The sequence below is a fragment of the Frigoribacterium sp. NBH87 genome, from assembly GCF_014217665.1.
Taxonomy (GTDB): Bacteria; Actinomycetota; Actinomycetes; order Actinomycetales; family Microbacteriaceae; genus Frigoribacterium; species Frigoribacterium endophyticum.
Genome location: NZ_CP043650.1, coordinates 2,673,618 through 2,690,100 on the forward strand (window position 1 = coordinate 2,673,618; position 16,483 = coordinate 2,690,100).

Annotated in this window: 15 protein-coding genes; 5 read left to right on the top strand and 10 right to left on the bottom strand. The window is 74.1% G+C overall.

Features of this window, described 5'->3' with window-relative positions; translation table 11 throughout:
* Positions 1-20 precede the first annotated feature (20 nt).
* Positions 21-803 (bottom strand): ABC transporter ATP-binding protein, encoded by a 783-nt coding sequence (locus F1C15_RS12520; RefSeq protein ID WP_185231559.1) that lies wholly within the window; start codon positions 801-803, stop codon positions 21-23.
* Complete coding sequence (locus tag F1C15_RS12525) at positions 800-1,732, bottom strand: hypothetical protein (RefSeq protein WP_185231561.1); 933 nt, start codon at positions 1,730-1,732, stop codon at positions 800-802. Before F1C15_RS12525 ends, F1C15_RS12520 begins: the two co-directional genes overlap by 4 nt.
* A gap of 318 nt (positions 1,733-2,050) precedes the next feature.
* Between F1C15_RS12525 and F1C15_RS12530 the strand changes: the two genes are divergently transcribed.
* Positions 2,051-2,647, top strand: coding sequence for a hypothetical protein (locus F1C15_RS12530; protein WP_056052594.1), 597 nt, complete (start codon positions 2,051-2,053; stop codon positions 2,645-2,647).
* Positions 2,648-2,795: 148 nt separating this feature from the next.
* Complete coding sequence (locus tag F1C15_RS12535; protein WP_185231563.1) at positions 2,796-4,064, top strand: GAF domain-containing protein; 1,269 nt, start codon at positions 2,796-2,798, stop codon at positions 4,062-4,064.
* 247 nt (positions 4,065-4,311) lie between these two features.
* Here F1C15_RS12535 and F1C15_RS16360 read toward each other — a convergent pair whose 3' ends face one another.
* Genes F1C15_RS16360 through F1C15_RS12550 form a run of 4 tightly spaced genes read right to left on the bottom strand, consistent with a single transcriptional unit; the run spans position 4,312 to position 9,588 of the window.
* The gene (locus tag F1C15_RS16360; protein ID WP_370543592.1) at positions 4,312-5,775 is read right to left on the bottom strand and encodes an IucA/IucC family siderophore biosynthesis protein; all 1,464 of its coding nucleotides are present in this window, start codon (positions 5,773-5,775) and stop codon (positions 4,312-4,314) included.
* A complete protein-coding gene (locus F1C15_RS16365; protein WP_370543593.1) occupies positions 5,673-6,701 on the bottom strand; it encodes a GNAT family N-acetyltransferase in 1,029 nt (342 codons plus the stop codon). The genes F1C15_RS16360 and F1C15_RS16365 overlap by 103 nt, the downstream gene beginning before the upstream one ends.
* Positions 6,698-8,050 (bottom strand): lysine N(6)-hydroxylase/L-ornithine N(5)-oxygenase family protein, encoded by a 1,353-nt coding sequence (locus tag F1C15_RS12545; RefSeq protein ID WP_185231565.1) that lies wholly within the window; start codon positions 8,048-8,050, stop codon positions 6,698-6,700. The genes F1C15_RS16365 and F1C15_RS12545 overlap by 4 nt, the downstream gene beginning before the upstream one ends.
* Entirely contained in the window at positions 8,047-9,588 is a 1,542-nt protein-coding gene (locus F1C15_RS12550) for a pyridoxal-dependent decarboxylase (RefSeq protein ID WP_185231567.1), read from the bottom strand. Before F1C15_RS12550 ends, F1C15_RS12545 begins: the two co-directional genes overlap by 4 nt.
* Before the next feature lie 292 nt (positions 9,589-9,880).
* Between F1C15_RS12550 and F1C15_RS16225 the strand changes: the two genes are divergently transcribed.
* From F1C15_RS16225 to F1C15_RS12560, 3 genes are all read left to right on the top strand, one after another.
* Positions 9,881-10,015 carry a hypothetical protein gene (locus F1C15_RS16225; protein WP_255465252.1) on the top strand — a complete coding sequence of 45 codons (135 nt, stop codon included), beginning with the start codon at positions 9,881-9,883 and terminating at the stop codon, positions 10,013-10,015.
* Between the two features lie 130 nt (positions 10,016-10,145).
* Positions 10,146-11,312 carry an RtcB family protein gene (locus F1C15_RS12555; RefSeq protein WP_185231569.1) on the top strand — a complete coding sequence of 389 codons (1,167 nt, stop codon included), beginning with the start codon at positions 10,146-10,148 and terminating at the stop codon, positions 11,310-11,312.
* A gap of 318 nt (positions 11,313-11,630) precedes the next feature.
* Positions 11,631-11,945, top strand: coding sequence for a hypothetical protein (locus F1C15_RS12560; protein WP_185231571.1), 315 nt, complete (start codon positions 11,631-11,633; stop codon positions 11,943-11,945).
* Between the two features lie 13 nt (positions 11,946-11,958).
* On the opposite strand, the gene F1C15_RS12565 is transcribed toward F1C15_RS12560, so the two are convergent.
* The 4 genes from F1C15_RS12565 to F1C15_RS12580 all read right to left on the bottom strand — a co-directional run bounded on the left by F1C15_RS12565 (position 11,959) and on the right by F1C15_RS12580 (position 16,425).
* Positions 11,959-12,306 carry a LysR family transcriptional regulator gene (locus tag F1C15_RS12565; RefSeq protein ID WP_056052618.1) on the bottom strand — a complete coding sequence of 116 codons (348 nt, stop codon included), beginning with the start codon at positions 12,304-12,306 and terminating at the stop codon, positions 11,959-11,961.
* Between the two features lie 65 nt (positions 12,307-12,371).
* Positions 12,372-13,199, bottom strand: coding sequence for a hypothetical protein (locus tag F1C15_RS12570; protein ID WP_056052621.1), 828 nt, complete (start codon positions 13,197-13,199; stop codon positions 12,372-12,374).
* Positions 13,200-13,222: 23 nt separating this feature from the next.
* The gene (locus F1C15_RS12575) at positions 13,223-15,607 is read right to left on the bottom strand and encodes an SDR family oxidoreductase (protein WP_185231573.1); all 2,385 of its coding nucleotides are present in this window, start codon (positions 15,605-15,607) and stop codon (positions 13,223-13,225) included.
* Positions 15,604-16,425 (bottom strand): hypothetical protein, encoded by an 822-nt coding sequence (locus F1C15_RS12580; protein ID WP_185231575.1) that lies wholly within the window; start codon positions 16,423-16,425, stop codon positions 15,604-15,606. The genes F1C15_RS12575 and F1C15_RS12580 overlap by 4 nt, the downstream gene beginning before the upstream one ends.
* Between the last annotated feature and the right edge of the window lie 58 nt (positions 16,426-16,483).

Sequence of the window (16,483 nt, forward strand, 5' to 3'; positions counted from 1 at the left end):
ACAGGGCGTGGTGACGAGCGTCATCGCGCCAGTGACGCCATCCAAGCGTGCACGCGCTCGACCACATCGGCCGCTCCTTCCTGGTCGTGTCGGGCGCGGGCGACGTCGAGCTGCGCCACCACCCGGCCGTCCGCCAGGGCGATTGCCCGATCGGCGCGACTCGCGGCGACCGCGTCGTGGGTCACCATGAGCGCACAGCCGACGGCGCCTGACTCCACGGCCGACCGCAGCATCGTCAGCACGGTCGCGCCCGTCGAGGAGTCCAGGTCGCCCGTGGGTTCGTCGGCCATCAGGACGTCCGGCGACCCGAACAGGGCGCGCGCGACGGCGACGCGCTGCTGCTGCCCCCCGGAGAGACCCTGCGGCAGCCGCGGTGCGAGGGACGCGAGCCCGAGGTCGTCGAGGAGCCGGGAAGCCTCCGGGGCCCAGTCCTCGCGCCGGCGACCGTCGATGAGCGCCGTCGCTCCGACGTTCTCGAGCACGGTCAGTGTCGGCACCAGGTGGAAGGACTGGAAGACGAAGCCGAGGTGCCGACGCCGGAAGCGCGCGCGGGCTCGTTCGTCGGCCCCGACCAGGTCCGTCCCGGCCACCTCGAGCTCTCCTCCGTCGACGGCGTCGAGCCCGCCCAGCATCTGGAGGAGCGTGGTCTTGCCGCACCCGCTGCGCCCGACGATGGCGACGAACTCGCCGTCGCGGACCTCCAGCGAGACCCCGTCGACGACCGGCACCGTCTCGACCCCGGCACGGCTGGGGAACTCCCGACGCAGGCCGACGGCGCGCACGAGCGTGCGCCCCTCGCTCACGTCGGCTCTCCCCGTCGCGGTGACATCAGGTCGAACTCGATCCACATCTCCCAGTCGCCGACCCGGCCGTCGAGGAGCTGTGACTCCACGACCCGCCACAGCGACTCGAGTGCCTGCCGGCCCGTCGTGTCGCCGAGGGGAGGAGGTACGGGGGGCAGGAACCTGAGGGTGAAGTGCCCGCCGCCGTCCGAGTCGAGGACGATCGGCAGCATCGGCACCCGGGCGGCACGGCTGAGGAGGACGGGCCCCTCGGGCGCGAGGACCGTCGTGCCGAGGAACGGGACACGAGCGTGGCGCAGCCCCTGCCCCCTCGGGTCGAACTCAGGGAACATGGCGAAGACCTGACCCGCCCGCAGGGCTTCCAGCCCGCGGCGGAAGGTCACCGCGTCGTCGACGGGGAACGCCTCCACGTCGAGGTCGGGGAACGCGACGTCACGGAGGTCGGCGAGGTTCATGCGGTTGTAGACGAACCTCGTCGGCGCCAGGTGCGCGAGGACCAGCGGGACGGCGTACGACGGGCCGAGGTGCAGCGGGAGGGCGAGCACCCCGCCGCGGCGCTGGGCCTCGACGAGGTGCTCCAGGCCGCGGATCTCGACGACGTCCTGGAAGAGCGTCCGGTCGTCGGAGAGCCAGAGCGACAGGAAGGTCGACTCGAGCTGGAGGCGGGGGCCGTACGTGGCGAACCGCCGGGCCGCAGCCGTCGCCGTCTCTTCGTCGAGCGCCGGCGCCAGCTCCATGAAGGCCCGTGTCTGAGCCTCGACATGGGCGGCCGTCTGGTCGGGCTCCGCGCAGGCGTCGTGGAGCGGGCGGTCGAGGGCGGCGAGCTCGGACATGAGGGCCCACGCTCGAACAGGGCCTGCGGCACGGAGGGCCTCCCACAGCTGCCGGTCGCGACGCAGCGTGAAGAGGGTGAAGAGGGGTAGGTGCACGGTGCTCCTCGGTCAGGTCGGCGCGGCGGGGAGACGGGGCTCCCCGCCGCGAGAGGTCACGTGCACATGCAGTTGCCGCGGTCGCATCGCGCCGCAGCTCCCGGCTTCAGCGTCGAGGTGGTCGTCTTCGTCATGGTCACCTCCTCTCGTCGTCGAGTCGACCCTCCTGGACGTGACGTCCGGAGGGTGACATCGAACATACTGGTCGGTCCCGTGGCGTGCAAGGGCGGGCGCGTGACGAGCCGCGCCTCCGGAGGGGCTTTAATCGGGGGTGGACGTCCGACGCGGACGTGGGCGTCCGGATCAGGAGGCAGCGGCATGAGGTGGTCGAGGAACCGCGGTGCCGACGACGGCGTCGACCCGGCCCCGGTCGACCCGGTCGCCCTCGAGCGCGCCGTCGGGGAGGGCCTGCTCATCGCGCGGGCCGCGGCCGTCGTGTCGGTCGCGAACCGCATCGTGGTCAGGGCCCTGCGCGACGACGACGTCTTCGACCGTGACGAGACCGCGGAGGCGGTGGGCCGGACCCTGCACCGGCTCGCGGAGGAGCAGCGCTACCAGAACAAGCGCATCGAGGCCGCCCGCGCGAAGACCAAGGGCAGCCGCGGCCGCTCCCGCCACCAGCACGACTACCGGAGCGCGGACGACGCGACGCTGTGGTTCCGCGAGAACACCTACGTCGCCGTCGCCGACCGGCTCGACGCCCTCCGCTCCGACCGCGACTACGTCGACGGGATCGTCGCCTCCGCCGTCGAGCGCGCCTGGGCCGACGTCGGCTCCGCCGTCGTCACGCGCGTGCGCGCCGCGGGCGCCGTCGACCCCGCCTACGAGGCCGAGCGCGACGAGCGGCTCGCCGGTCTCGGCGACGACCTCGCCGCGCTGGGGGAGGCGCGGCGCAGCCCCGACGACCGGGGGTGACCGGGGGCTCGACCCGCGACTCCCCGCGCCCCCGTCCGGGGGCTTGCCGCCCCGGGCTGCGTGGGCCAGGATCGAACGTCCACGGTCAGGCCCCGCCCCCGCCCGACCCGCCACCCTCTCTCCCGTCACCCGGGGACGGAGCTGCCGCATGTCCCTGATGCACCGAGCCGTCCGAACGGTCGCCCGCGGGCGCTACCGCGTCGTCGACGACCTCCTCACCACGCCCCGCCCCGACGACGCCCCCTCGGCGCACGCGCCGGGCACCGACCCCGACCGCGTGCTCGTGTTCGGCAACGGCCCCGCCGTCGGCTGGGGCGTCCGCAGCCACGACCTCGCGCTGCCGGGGCACCTCGCCCGCCGGCTCTCCGCCCTGACCGGGCGCGGCGCCGACGTCGACGCCCTGGCCGACCCGCACGTCACCGTCGCGACCGCCCACGAGCTCGCCGCGTCGCGCCCTCTCCGCGGCTACGACGCCGTCGTCGTCGTGCTCGGCATGAGCGACGCCCTCCAGCTGCTGCCCGGGCACCGCTGGAGCAGCCACCTCTGCGCGCTGCTGTCACAGCTCGAGCAGGCCACCGACCCGAGCTGCCACCTGCTCGTGGTCGGCATCCAGCCCCCGAGCTCGGTCCAGAAGTTCGGCGCCGCCCGCGGCGGGGCGGCCGACCAGCAGGCCGGCGTGCTCAACCGGCTGTCGGCCGACCTCTGCGCGGGGCGCGAGCGCTTGCACTTCCTGCTGCCGCCGGTGCCGTCGACGGGCTCGGCTGAGCAGGCCCGGGCGGGCTCGGCCGAGCAGGGCCGGGCTGGCTCGGCCGCCGGCGGCACGGCCGACCGCCGCCTGCAGGTGCTGCGCTACGGCGCCTGGGCCGCCGACCAGGCCGCCCTGCTCGCCCCCCTGATCGACCGCGAGCTCGAGCGAGGTGCGACGGCCCGTCGCGCCCGGCACGCCCCGCAGGACGCCGAGGCCCAGCTCGCCGCCGTGCGCGCCCTCGGCCTGCTCGACACCCCGCCCGAGAAGCGGTTCGACGAGATCGTCGAGCGCGCCCGCGTGCTGCTCGGCGGGCAGGGCGCCTCGTTCGCCCTGATCGACGAGGGCCGCCAGTGGAACAAGGCCGTCTCGGGCCAGATGCGCGTCGAGCAGCCGATCGCCGACTCGTTCTGCGCCCACACGGTGCGCGACGGCCAGGCTCTCGTCGTGCCCGACGCCTGGGCCGACCCGCGCTTCGCGTCGCACCCGTCGGTGCGGTTCTACGCCGGCCACCCGGTCGAGACGGCCGACGGCGTGCGGGTCGGGGCGCTCTGCGTGACCGACGTCGTGCCGCGCAGCGCCGAGAGCGTCGACCTCGTGCTGCTCCGCGAGCTGGCGCTGCAGGTGCAGCGCGAGCTGCAGGACCTCCCGGCGCGGACGCCCGCGGCCTGAGCAGGCCCGGTCCGGGGTACAGCGCGTACCCCGATCCGGGCGGTCGGGCTCCTACGGCCCGGGCTCCCGTCTGGCCACCCCCCTGACGCGACACGTGTCGACCGGTAGCGTCGACCAGGTCCCGGGCACGTGAGGCCTCCGGCCCGGTCGACGGTCGGCACCCGCCGACGGGGCGCGGCCGGGGGGATTCGGGTCCGACCCGGCCGTGCTCCCCTCGCCCTGCCCCGCGCCCTCGCCCCGCGCCTCCTCAGCGGGCGATCGGGTTCGGCAGGGTGCCCGCGTAGATCAGCGACGACGACGGCGCCCCGAGGTCGACCATCTGCCTCGTGTCGCGCAGCTGCAGACGGTTCAGGCACGAGTGGTCGAACCGGGCCGCCCGCAGGTCGACGGCGCCGTGCAGCCCGGGGTGCTCGACCGCGTGCCGGTCGACGCACTCCGCGACGAGCCGCCAGAAGAGCGCCTCCGGCAGCACCCGGTCGACGTCGAGGATCGCCGCGAGGTGCCGCAGCACCCCGTCGAAGACGTCGGTGAAGACGGCCAGCGCCTTCTCCCGGTCGTCGACCGGCGACACGACGCGGCGCAGCTCGGGCGGCAGCTCGTCGGGCGACGACGGCTCGGCGAGCAGGGCGACCTCCTCGCCGATGTCCTTCATCACGACGCCCGTGGGCACGTGGTCGCGCAGCACCGTGATCACGTTCTCGCCGTGCGGCATGAAGGCGAGGTCGTGGGCGAGCAGGCAGTGCACGACGGGCCGCAGGTAGGCGTGCAGGTACGACCGCAGCCACCGCTCGGCGCCGACGCCGGAGGCCCGGATCATCGCCGTCGCCAGCGCGTGCCCGTCGCGGTCGCGGTGCAGCAGCGCCGCCATCGTCGCCAGCCGCTCGCCCGGGGCGAGCAGCGGCACCGGGCTCTCGCGCCAGAGCGCCGCGAGCATCTTCCGCTGCGGGGACGCCGTCGCGGTGCGGTGGTAGACGTCGCCGGTGTACCCCAGGGAGGCGCGCTCCCGGACCACGCGGAACCGCGCCTCCCGCAGGGTCGGGTCCGCCGAGACGAGGTCGTGCACCCAGTCGTTGATCGCCGGCGTCGGCCGCATGTACTCGGGGGAGAGGCCGCGGAGGAACCCCATGTTCTGGATCGCCAGGGCGACCTTGACGTAGCTGCGCTCCGGGTGCGTCGGGGCGGAGAACGTGCGGATCGACTGCTGCGCCCGGTGCTCGACGTCGCCCTCGCCGAGCAGGACGAGGTCGCGGCGGGCGACGTCGGCGGCGAAGGTGACGGCGACGCGGTGCTGCCACTGCCACGGGTGCACCGGGAGGAGGTGGAAGTCGTCGGGGTCGAGGCCCCGGCCGCGGAGGGTCGCGGCGAAGCGCTCCAGCGTCTCGTCGCCGAGCTCGGCGCGGCGGTGGGCGGCCTCGTCGAGGCCCCGCCCGAGGGCGAGGTGCGCGTGGGCGCGCCGGGCCGCCAGCCAGAGCAGGCGCACGGGCTCGCCGTTCTCCGGGGCGTAGGCCCGCGACTCGTCGAGCCCGAACCCGATCCGGCCCGCGTTCGCGACGAAGGAGGGGTGGCCCTCGGTCATCGCCGCCTCGATCGTCGCGTGGTCGGCGGTCGTCAGCTGCTCGCTCGACGGCCCGCCCCGGTGGTGCTTGTGGGCGAGGCCGGCGAGGGTCGCCGAGACCTCCTCGAGGTAGGTGGCGAGGAGGTGCTCGGGCACGGCGAGGAGGGGCTGCAGCTCGACGACCAGCTCGAGGGCGTCGAGCGGGGCGGGGCGCCCGTCGACCGTGCGCGTGACGCTCGCCTCGTCGATGGCCCAGTGCTCGAGGGCGAGCCGCCGGGCGCGGAAGCGGTAGGCGACGGTCGGGGTCGGGGTCGGGGTCGGGGTCGGGGTCGGGGTCGGGGTCGGCGCCGGGGCGACGGCCGGCGCCCCGGCCGGGCCCGCCCCGCGTCGTGCCGCGGCAGCGCGGCGAGCACCACCTCGTACGCGTCGTCGCCCAGGCCGGCCGGCGCCAGCAGCCGCTCGTGCGAGAACTCGGCGAGGGCCTTCGTCACGAGGTGCCGGTGCGCGACCGCCATCGGCTCCGGCGCGAGGTGCGCCGCGGCGCGGTCGTCGCGGGTCAGCACCGACAGCGCCGCCCGTTTCTCGGGCAGCTCGAGCTCGCGCAGCACGCGGAAGCCCGCCTCGTCGTTCTTCGCCCTGACCGCCGCGTTGCGCACGTCGGGCTCGACGACCACCCTGGTCGCCCCCAGGCCGTCGAGCACGAAGCCCGTCACGGCGGCCATCACGGCGGAGGTCAGCCCGTGCACGCGTCGCTCGACCGGCGGAGCGACGAGCAGGTGCACGCCCACGTCGCCGGGGCGCACCTCGGGCACGTCCGCCAGCAGCACGCGCGTGGGGTCGTACGTCTCGACGTAGAAGAGCGGCTCGCCGTCGACGCGGCCCAGCCAGGCCCGCTGGTGCGGGTCGGCCTCGATCGCGCCGAGGTGGGCGCGGACCTCGTCGGTGCTGAGGCCCGCCATGCCCCACCACGAGGAGGCGGGGTGCGAGAGCCAGCGCCGCAGGGGCACCGCGTGCGGGTACGCCTCGAACGGCTCGATCGTGACCAGCCCGCACGAGGCGCGGTGCTCGGCGACCGCGGTCATCGGACCGTCACCCCCTCGGCGGCGGGGGCTCCCGGGGAGCCGACCCGCGACTCCTCGGTCGGCAGCCCGAACGTCTGGAAGGCGACCCGCCGCTCGACCGGGTAGACCTCGCGGCCGGTGATCGACGCGAGGATGCTCGAGCTGCGCCAGGCGCCCATGCCCAGGTCGGGCGCGGTGAGGCCGTGGGTGTGCTCCTCGCCGTTCTGCACGAAGACGCGGCCGCGGCCGCCGTCGACGCTGTGGTCGCGGGCGACGGCGAGGCGCCCGCGGGCGTCGCGCTCGACCTGGTCGCCGAGCGGGTCGAGCACCGAGGTCGACCGTGGGGCGTACCCCGTCGCCAGCACGAGGGCGGCGGTCTGCCGCACCGCCGTCGTGCCCAGCTGCGCGTGACGGAGGGCCAGCGTGAAGAGCCCGCGGTCGGCGTCCCAGGTCGCGTCCGTCAGCTCGGTCTCGGTGAGGAGGGCCGTGTCGAGCGGGCCGTCGACGCTGCGGCGGTAGAGCGTCTCGTGGACGTCGTCGACGAGGTCGCCGCTGATGCCCTTGTACAGGCTGCGCTGCTCGCGGCCGAGCCGGTCGCGCTCGGCGAGGGGGAGGCCGTGGAAGTGGTCGGTGTACTCGGGGCTCGTGAGCTCGAGGGTGAGCTTCGTGTACTCCATGGCGAAGAACCGGGGCGAGCGGGTGACCCAGTCGAGCCGGGCGCCGGAGCCCGCGACGCCCTCGCGCCCGACCCCGTCGAGCAGGTCGCGGTAGATCTCGGCCGCGGACTGCCCGCTGCCGACGATCGTCACGGAGGGAGCGTCACGCAGCCGGTCGCGGGCGTCGAGGTAGTCGGCGCTGTGCACGACCGGGCCGTCGAGGCCGTTCAGGTGCGACGGGACGGCGGGCTCGGTGCCCGTGCTCAGCACCACGTGCCGGGTGCGCCAGGTCTCGTCGCCGGCGTGCACGAGCAGCGTCCCGTCGTCGAGGTCGGTGACGGCCGTCACGCGACGGCCCCAGCGCAGCGTGCCGAGCTGGTCGGCGACCCACCGGCAGTAGGCGTCGTACTCGACGCGGAGCGGGAAGAAGCTCTCGCGGACGTAGAACGGGTAGAGGCGCCCGGTCTGCTTCAACCAGGCGAGGAAGGAGAACCGGGAGGTCGGGTCGGCCATCGTCACGAGGTCGGCCAGGAAGGGGACCTGGATGGTGGCGCCCTCGATCATCATGCCGGGGTGCCAGCGGAACGCGTCGGCCGCGTCGAGGAAGACCGTGTCGAGGTCGTCGACGGGGTCGCTGAGGGCGGCGAGGCCGAGCCCGAAGGGGCCGAGGCCGACGCCGACCAGGTCGTGGACGTGCTCGGGGACGGCGCTCATCGGACGACCGCCGCGCTGGCCGCGCCGTCGGTGCTGCCGACGTGCAGGGCGCTCGCCGCCTCGCGGACGAGGTCGAGCACCCCCTCGACGTCGGCCAGGGTCGTGTCGGGGTCGAGCAGCGTGAGCTTCAGGCACGGCCTCCCGTCGATCACCGTCTGCGCGACCGCGGCGCGCCCCGACTCGACCAGGGCGCGTCGGACGAGCGGCACGAGCCGGTCGGCCTCGGCGTCGTCCAGCCCCTCCGGGCTCCAGCGGAACAGGACCGTGCTCAGCTGAGTCTCGCCGATCAGGTGGAGGTCGTGGGAGTCGCGGACGACCCCGGTCGCGGCCGCGCCCAGCTCGACGACGCGGTCGATCATCGCTCCCAGCCCGTCGGCACCGACGGCCCGCAGGGTCGCCCAGAGCTTGAGGGCGTCGAGCCGCCGGGTCGTCTGCAGCGACTTGTCGACCTGGTTCGGGTCGGCGGCGCCCACCGGGTTGAGGTAGTCGGCGTGCCAGGCGAGCGGCTCGAGGTCGGCCCGGTCTCGCACGACGAGCGCGCTCGACGACACGGGCTGGAAGAAGGTCTTGTGGAAGTCGACGGTGACCGACCGGGCCCGCTCGACGCCCTCGAGGAGGCGCCGCCGCGTCGTCGAGACCAGCAGGCCCCCGCCGTAGGCCGCGTCGACGTGCAGCCAGACGTCGGCGTCGTCGCAGACGTCGGCGATCGCGGCCAGCGGGTCGAGGCAGCCCCGGTCGGTCGTCCCCGCCGTCGCCACGACGGCGACGACGACGTGGCCGGCCTGGACGAGGGCGTCCAGGGTCACGCGGAGCGCGTCGGGCCGCATCCGGCCGAGGTGGTCGGTGGGCACGGCGACGACGCTGTCCGGCCCCAGGCCGAGCACCCGCGCGGCCGTCGAGACGCTGAAGTGGCTCTGGTCGGTGGCGAGCACCACCATCCGCTCGAGGACCTCGTGCAGGGAGCGCGGGCGCCGGTCGGGGCGTCGACCGGGCCCGCTCGTGCTCCGCAGCCGCGCCTCCTCGTCGAGGTCCTGACGTCGGGCCCGTCCGGCGGCGCGCTCGCGGGCCAGCAGCAGGGCGTGCAGGTTCGACTGCGTGCCGCCCGAGGTGAACACCCCGTCGGCGGTGTCGGCGGGGAGGCCGGCGCGCTCGGCCGTCCAGGCGATCAGCCGCCGCTCGACGAGGGTGCCGACGGTCGACTGGTCGTAGGTGTCGACCGAGGGGTTGACCGCGGCGAGCACGGCCTCGGCGGCCACCGCCGGCAGGGCGACCGGGCAGTTGAGGTGCGACTGGTAGGCGGGGTGGTGGAACCAGACGGCGTGCGCGGTGAAGAGCTCGTCCACCTCGCGGAGGGCGGCGTCGGTGCCGGTGCCGGGGCCGTCGAGGTCGACGGCGTCGACGAGGGCCTGGAGGTCGGCGCGGGGCGCGCCCGACGACGGCTGGTCGACGACCCGGAACCGGTCGGCGAGGCGCTCGACGACGGCGGTCGTCGAGCGGGCGTAGGCGTCGGCCGTGGCGGCGGACAGGAGGTGGGTCACGGTGGGCTCCCGGTGGTGCGTGATCGCGGCAGGCTCTCTGCGGCCTGCCCGAGGTTAGGCAAGGCTCACCTAAATCGCAAGACGCGGCCGCATCATGAAACAGGCTCATGACCAGGGGTTCACCGGGTGTCCGCCGAAAGGGCGACCCGGAGGTCGCCCTTGGCGACGGGCGCGACACGCCCGGGGTGTGGACAGCGACACGCCCGGGCTGTACTGTCACCTCTCGTGCCGATCGTCGGCACGACCCGTCGCCTCGTCGACGTCGAGCACCCCCGAGAGAGAGGCCAGCACCGTGTCGAACCGCACCTTCACCGACCTGCGTGCACCGCGCCTCCTCGACGGCCGCGGTCGCTCCTGGCACCCCGGGCAGTACGCATCGCCCGAGCAGCAGGAGAAGACCATGCTCGAACTCGACACCCTCTCGTAGGCCGCGCGCGTCACCCGACGCCCCAGCCCACGAGGGCCGGGGCACCTCTCGCATCCACCGACACTGCAGGGTCGGAGTGCGTCCGTCCGCCCCGGACGACGACACCCCCCCACAGAGGACCGAGAGGACCATGGAGAAGATCACCGCCCGGCTGTTCAGCTGGGCCAGCCTGCTCGAGGAGAAGACCGCGCAGCAGGCCAGGACGACGTCGACGATGCCGTTCATCTACCCGCACCTCGCACTGATGCCCGACGCCCACCTGGGCCTCGGCGCCACCGTCGGGTCGGTGATCCCGACGCTCGGCGCCGTGATGCCGGCCGCCGTCGGCGTCGACATCGGCTGCGGCATGATCGCCGTGCGCACGCAGTTCACGGCGGCCGACCTGCCCGCCGACCGCAAGCCGCTGCGCGAGCAGATCGAGCGGGCCGTGCCGACCTCGGCCGGCGCGTACAACCGCAAGGTCGTCGCCACGGCCGAGCCCCGCGTCGCCGAGCTCGAGGCGCTGGCCGCCGAGGCGGGCTTCGACCCCGCGTCGTACGCCAAGAACTGGCAGCTGCAGCTGGGCACGCTCGGCAGCGGCAACCACTTCATCGAGGTCAGCCTCGACGAGACGGACGCCGTGTGGCTCTTCCTGCACTCGGGGAGCCGGGGCGTGGGCAACAAGATCGCGCAGGCGCACATCAAGGTCGCCCAGGCGGCCATGACGCGCTGGTGGATCACGCTGCCCGACCCCGACCTCGCCTACCTCGTCGAGGGCACGGCCGAGTTCGACCGGTACATCGCCGAGCTCGGCTGGGCCCAGCGCTTCGCCCTGCTGAACCGGGAGGAGATGATGGACCGCGTCGTGCGCCAGTTCGCCGACTGGGTCGGAGCGCCCGTGGAGGAGCAGGAGCGGATCAACTGCCACCACAACTTCACGCAGCGCGAGCGGCACTTCGGCAAGGACGTGTGGCTCAGCCGCAAGGGCGCCATCTCGGCCCGGGCGGGGCAGGCCGGTCTGATCCCCGGCAGCATGGGCACCGCCTCCTACGTGGTCGAGGGCAGGGGGAACCCCGTCGCGCTCGAGTCGTCGCCGCACGGCGCCGGCCGGGCCTACTCGCGGAGCGCCGCCCGCAAGAAGTTCACGCACGACGAGCTGCGCACCGCGATGGAGGGCATCGAGTACCGCGACACCGACGCGTTCCTCGACGAGATCCCCGCGGCGTACAAGCCGATCGACCAGGTGATGGCCGATGCGGCGGAGCTCGTGACGATCCGGCACACGCTGCGCCAGATCGTGAACGTCAAGGGCGACTAGCGGGGGAGGCGCGGGCTGCGGCTCGCGCCTCCTCGCCGCCGACCTGCGTCAACGGTTCAGGAGCCGGCGGCGCGGGAGGCCCGCGCGGGCTCGCTCGCGCGGGTGCCTCCTGAGTCGTCGACACGGCGGGCCGCCCGGCCGCGGGGGCGGTGCGGCGGGGCCGCGGTCGTCGCGGCGCTGCGCGCGGCGGTCGTGTCGACGGTTCAGGAGCCGGCGGCGCGGGCGGCCCGCGCGGGCTAGCTCGCGCGGGTGCCTCCTGAGTCGTCGACGAGGCGGGCCGCCCGGCCGCGCCGCACGCTCCCCGGGCAGACTGGCGACGTGACCGACCCGCTCGTGACCCCCGACGGCCGCTACCTCGTCGTGCGCGGCCGGCTGTGGCGGCGCACCGACCCGGCCCTGCCGGAGGAGCGGCGGTCCGAGCTCGTCCACGAGCTGATGGACGCCCGCCGCGCGAAGAAGACGGCCCTGGCGGCCGACGACCACGTCGGCGTCGAGGCGGCGAAGGCCCGGGTCGACGCGGCCAAGACGGGCCTCGGCGAGCGGGGCCCGGTGTGGTGGAGCGACGACGCCCCCGACGAGACCCGGCGCATGGCCGAGAACACCCGCTATGCGGAGTGGTTCGCCGCTCTCTGACGAACCGGCGGAGCTAGCGCCCCTGGCGCTTCTTGAACGGCTTCGGCTGCCCCTTGACGGCCGGGGTGCGCCCCTTGCCCTTCGACGCCTTGGCCTTGCCGCCCGCCGGCACGGGGGGCGGCGGCGGAGGAGTCGAGGGGCTCGCGAGCTCCTCCTCGGCGACGACGATCGCGGCCTGGCCGGCCTTGGTCAACCGGTAGGGGCTGGCGTCGCGATCGAACAGCTTGGTGCCGAACTCGAGCTCGAGCGCCTCGATCGACGACTCGAGCTTCTGGCGCGAGATGCCGAGCTTGTCGGCCGCGACCGGGAAGTGCAGCACCTCGGCCGCGACGAGGAAGTGCCTCAGGTGGCTGGTCTTCACGGTGTCGCCTCTCGCTGGTCGGCCGGGTGCCCGACGCCCCAGACTACCGCCGACGACCGAGCGGCTCAGGCCACCGACACCCCGCCGGCGACCGGCGACGTGTGGCTGACGCCGAGCCCGTCGAGCGCCTTCTGGAAGATCTTGAGCCCGGTCATGCCCGGCAGGTTCGAGATGTTCGAGTCGAGCTTCTCGGCGGCCTTGCGGCCTTCCTCGCCGCTCATCAGCTGGCCGAACACGAAGCGGACGTCGTCGATCTCCATGATCGACGAGCCGACCGGGGCCCAGACCTTCTGCAGCAGGAAGCGGGTCAGCTTCTGCGCCTTCTTGCTCTTGAGCAGCCGCTCGCGGGCCTGCGACACGTAGAAGGCCACGTGGCGCGACTCCTGGCGGGCGATGCGGACGAGCAGCTCGGCGAGCACAGGGTCCTTCTCGAGGGCGGCCATGCGCTTGTAGGCGGCGACGGCCGAGTACTCGTTGGCGGCGCCCCACGACATGTGGACGGCGACGAAGTCCGAGCCGACGAACTTGCCGAGCAGGCCCTGCTTGACCGGGTCGAGCTTGTCGCGCCAGCCGAGCTTGAGGCGGTTCGCGCGCAGCTGGTCGTAGTCGACCTTGACGCCGTGCACCTCGAGGATGGCGGCGAGGGCCTCGCCGTGCCAGAACTCCTCGCGGTTCCACATCGTCATGAAGGTCGAGACGTCGCCCTCCTTGTGCGAGGGCGTCGTCAGCAGGTCACGGGTGTAGCACACGGTGTGGTACTCGACGTCGGCCATGTAGCGCAGGGTGCGGAGCGAGTCCGCGCTGAGCGGGTTCTCCTTGAAGTGGTCGAGGTCGAGGTCGTCCCACGTGATCCGCTCGCTGGTCGCGGCGAACTTGTCGATGTCGAATGCCATGTGGTGTCGGGAGGCGCGGGTCGTCAGACCTGCCCTCCGTCTCCTTTCCGTGTGGTGCTGCCGCCGGTCGTCGCTGTGACCGCGCCCCGGGCCCTGGCCCAGTCGCGGATGCTCCATCTTCTTCGGAGCGCCTCGCGGGCGAGATTGGAGTCGGGGTTGACGGCGGACGGGTTGCCGAGCAGCTCCAACCAGGCGAGGTCGGCGTGGGAGTCACCGTACCCGTACGACCCCGTGAGGTCGATCTCGTTCTCCCGTGCCCACTGCGTCAGCCACGCAGCGCGGGCTTCGTCCACCAACGGCGGCTGGGCGAGGTAGCCGGTGAGCACTCCGTCGCGCTCGTGCATGGTGCTGCCGACGACCTCGTCGAACAGGTCGGCGATCGGCCCGGCGAGGGTCGCGATGGAGCCCGTGACCAGCACGGTCCGGTGACCGGCGGCACGGTGCTCCGCGATGCGGGCGAGCGCCTCGGGCAGGGTGTGGCGGCGCACGGCGTCGGCGTAGCCGCCGGAGCGCACCACTCCGCGGAGGCGCGAGACGGGCATGCCGCTGTACCGCCTCAGGAAGCTGCGGATGAACTCGCCGCGATCACGCGACTCCGCCCGGAGGTAGGCCGGCAGGCCGGTCAGCAGCGACGCGACCTCGCCCGGCCAGGCCGCCTTGCGGAACCCGTTCGAGCGCACCCAGAGGTACTGCTCGACGATGTTCGAGTCGAGCACCGTCCCCTCGAGGTCGAACACGGCGACCACGTCGGTGCGGGGCGGCAGCGGCCGGGTGTCGACGACGGCGCCGACCGCGGCGGGGCGCACCGAGAAGGCGCGCGTCATGGCCGTGATCGACGGGAAGTGCACGGTCTGGAAGTACTCCTCCCAGTCGATGTCGGTGACGTCGAAGCCGACGTCGGCGGGGGAGCCCTCGGGCAGCCCGGCGTGCAGCGCCCGGGTGCGGCGGTCGTCGAAGATGATCTCGGACTGCACGTAGTGGCGGTAGAGGTCGGTCAGGCTCTGCAGCGACTCGAGGTCGGCCCGCCGGGTCTGCACGTCGCTCAGCGCGGTGCGCGTGCGCTGGTTCGAGGGCAGGTGCGTGAGCACGCGCTCGCGCCAGTCGTTCGTCCGCTGCTTGAAGCGGATGGCGCCCTCGACCTTGCGCACGCCGGGGAAGTCCCAGTGCGGCACCGGGATGGTCGTGTGCTCGTCACGCGGCAGCGGGTTCGCCGTGAAGAACGCGTTGAGGTTCTCGAACATGCGGAGGATGGGGAACGGGTTCGCGTTGCCCGACGCCACGTGGAAGTACTGCGCCTCGGGGCCCGCCGGAGTCGCGGTGCGCGTCGCCGGCACCGCCGCGGCCGCGTCGTCGGTCACCGGGCGCGCCGGGGGGTTCGCCGCGACCGCGAGGATGACGTTCACCACGAAGTCGACGGGCACGATGTCGAGCACGCTGTCGGGCACCCCGGGGAACTCCGGCAGGAGCCCGCGGGCGTACGACATGATCAGCGGGTCGGCGACCTTGAAGCCGTCGATCCAGCCCGGGTACGGGTGGCGGAGCGCGCTCTCGACGATGGCGGGGCGGACGACCGACAGGCGGTGGCCGTCGGCGGCCCACAGCTCCTCGGCGGCGCGCTCGGCGAAGGCCTTGGTGAGCGTGTAGACGTCCGTCCAGCCGAGGGTCTCGGCCCGGGTGCGGCCGTAGTCGACGAGACGGGCGGCGACCCAGGCGACCCGCGCCTCCTCGGCGGCCGTCGCGACGGCCTGGGGCCCGGTCTTGCCGTGGCGGGCACGGCCCTCGGCGAGGAACCGGCGGAGGGTCTCGGGCTGCCGCGACGCGGCCTCGACGCGGGCGCGCGCGTCGCGGGCGGCGGCGTGCTCGGCGCGCCAGTCGACGGCGTGCGTGAGCGCCGCCTCGGGGAAGACGCCCTTGCGGATGCCGCCGACGTACGCGGTCGACACGTGCACGACGTGCGGGTCTCCGCCCGCGCGGCGCAGGGCCTCGTACAGGCCGACGGCCCCGCCGACGTTGGTGTCGAAGGCCTGGTCGATGGGCGGGTCGAACGAGACGGTCGACGCGCTGTGGATGACGACGTCGAGGTCGGCGGGCAGGTCGGGCAGCGAGCCGAGGCTGCTCTCGACGACGCGGAGCCGCTCGGTGAGCGCGCGCTCGACCTCCTCGGCGCCGACGCGATCGCGCCAGCTCGCGAACACCGGCTTCTTGAGCAGGTGCCGCAGCCGACCGAGGGCCGGCGTGCCGGCCTTGGGCCGGATCAGCAGGGTGACCGTCGTGTCGGGGTGGGTCGAGAGCAGGCGCTCGAGGATCGCCTGGCCGACGAATCCGGTGCCGCCCGTGAGCAGCACGTGCGCCGAGCCGAGGCTGGCGACGGTGGAGCCCGGCGTGGCGGAGGGGAGGGGTGCGGTCATGCGGTGAGCTTTCGGGTCACGGTGGAGCCGACGCGGGCGTCGAGCCCCGGCAGGGCGGCGACGCGATCGCCGACCGAGTCGGCGCGGAGGTGGCCCTCGGCCCCGCCCCAGACGACCGTGTCGAAGAAGGTGCGCTCGGAGTCGGCGCGCTCGATCGCGCCGATCGGCCAGACGGCCTTCGCGAGGGAGGCGCGGGTCTGCTTCACGGCACGCGCCGAGTCGGCGAGGCGCCAGTGGGCCTCGAGGTCGAAGAACCGCTCGTGGCGACGCTTGATCGCGCGGACGCGGTCGAGGACGGCGCTCAGCGCCGGGCTCGCGGCGCAGAGCTCGAGCACGTCGTAGGCCTCGCCCAGCACCCACTCGTCGACGAGCCCGGTGGTCATGTGCTCGGCGACGATCGGCACGCCCTTGTTGATCGCCTCGAGGGCGCGGGTGATCGGGCCGCGGCGCTCGGCGGCCTCGGAGGCGGCATGGCGGCGCGGGCCCTCCTCGTCGTCACGGAGGCGCGGGCGGCCGTGCGCCTCGAGCACGGCGTCGAGGGCGTCGGCCAGCCAGAACTTCTCGAAGGCCCACGTGACGAGGAAGGCGGTGACGCGGGCGTCCTTGTGCGTCGCGGTGACGAGGAGGTTGCGGAGGTGCTCCATCGTGGCGGCCTCGAGCCGGCCGAGGTGGCGCAGCAGGCGCAGCTCGTCGTCGCCGAGCGGGGAGGCCTCGAAGGGCGTCAGGTCGAGCTCGGGGCGGAGGGTGCCCTGGGCGGTCAGGGTGAACTCGCGCATGTCGAACTCGGTGGTGTCGTAGGGGTCACCGTCGATCGTCATGACCAGTGATCCTCTCGTGACGCGTTCGTGCGGGCGGGCGGGGCACGATGCACGCTGC

Bases quoted from the DNA above. Each gene is read 5' to 3' on its own strand.
- F1C15_RS12535 (WP_185231563.1), top strand. From the start codon at position 2,796: ATGTCCCTGATGCACCGAGCCGTCCGAACGGTCGCCCGCGGGCGCTAC.
- F1C15_RS12580 (WP_185231575.1), bottom strand. From the start codon at position 16,425: ATGACGATCGACGGTGACCCCTACGACACCACCGAGTTCGACATGCGC.
- F1C15_RS12570 (WP_056052621.1), bottom strand. From the start codon at position 13,199: ATGGCATTCGACATCGACAAGTTCGCCGCGACCAGCGAGCGGATCACG.
- F1C15_RS12575 (WP_185231573.1), bottom strand. From the start codon at position 15,607: ATGACCGCACCCCTCCCCTCCGCCACGCCGGGCTCCACCGTCGCCAGC.
- F1C15_RS12545 (WP_185231565.1), bottom strand. From the start codon at position 8,050: ATGAGCGCCGTCCCCGAGCACGTCCACGACCTGGTCGGCGTCGGCCTC.
- F1C15_RS12530 (WP_056052594.1), top strand. From the start codon at position 2,051: ATGAGGTGGTCGAGGAACCGCGGTGCCGACGACGGCGTCGACCCGGCC.
- F1C15_RS12555 (WP_185231569.1), top strand. From the start codon at position 10,146: ATGGAGAAGATCACCGCCCGGCTGTTCAGCTGGGCCAGCCTGCTCGAG.
- F1C15_RS16365 (WP_370543593.1), bottom strand. From the start codon at position 6,701: ATGACCGCGGTCGCCGAGCACCGCGCCTCGTGCGGGCTGGTCACGATC.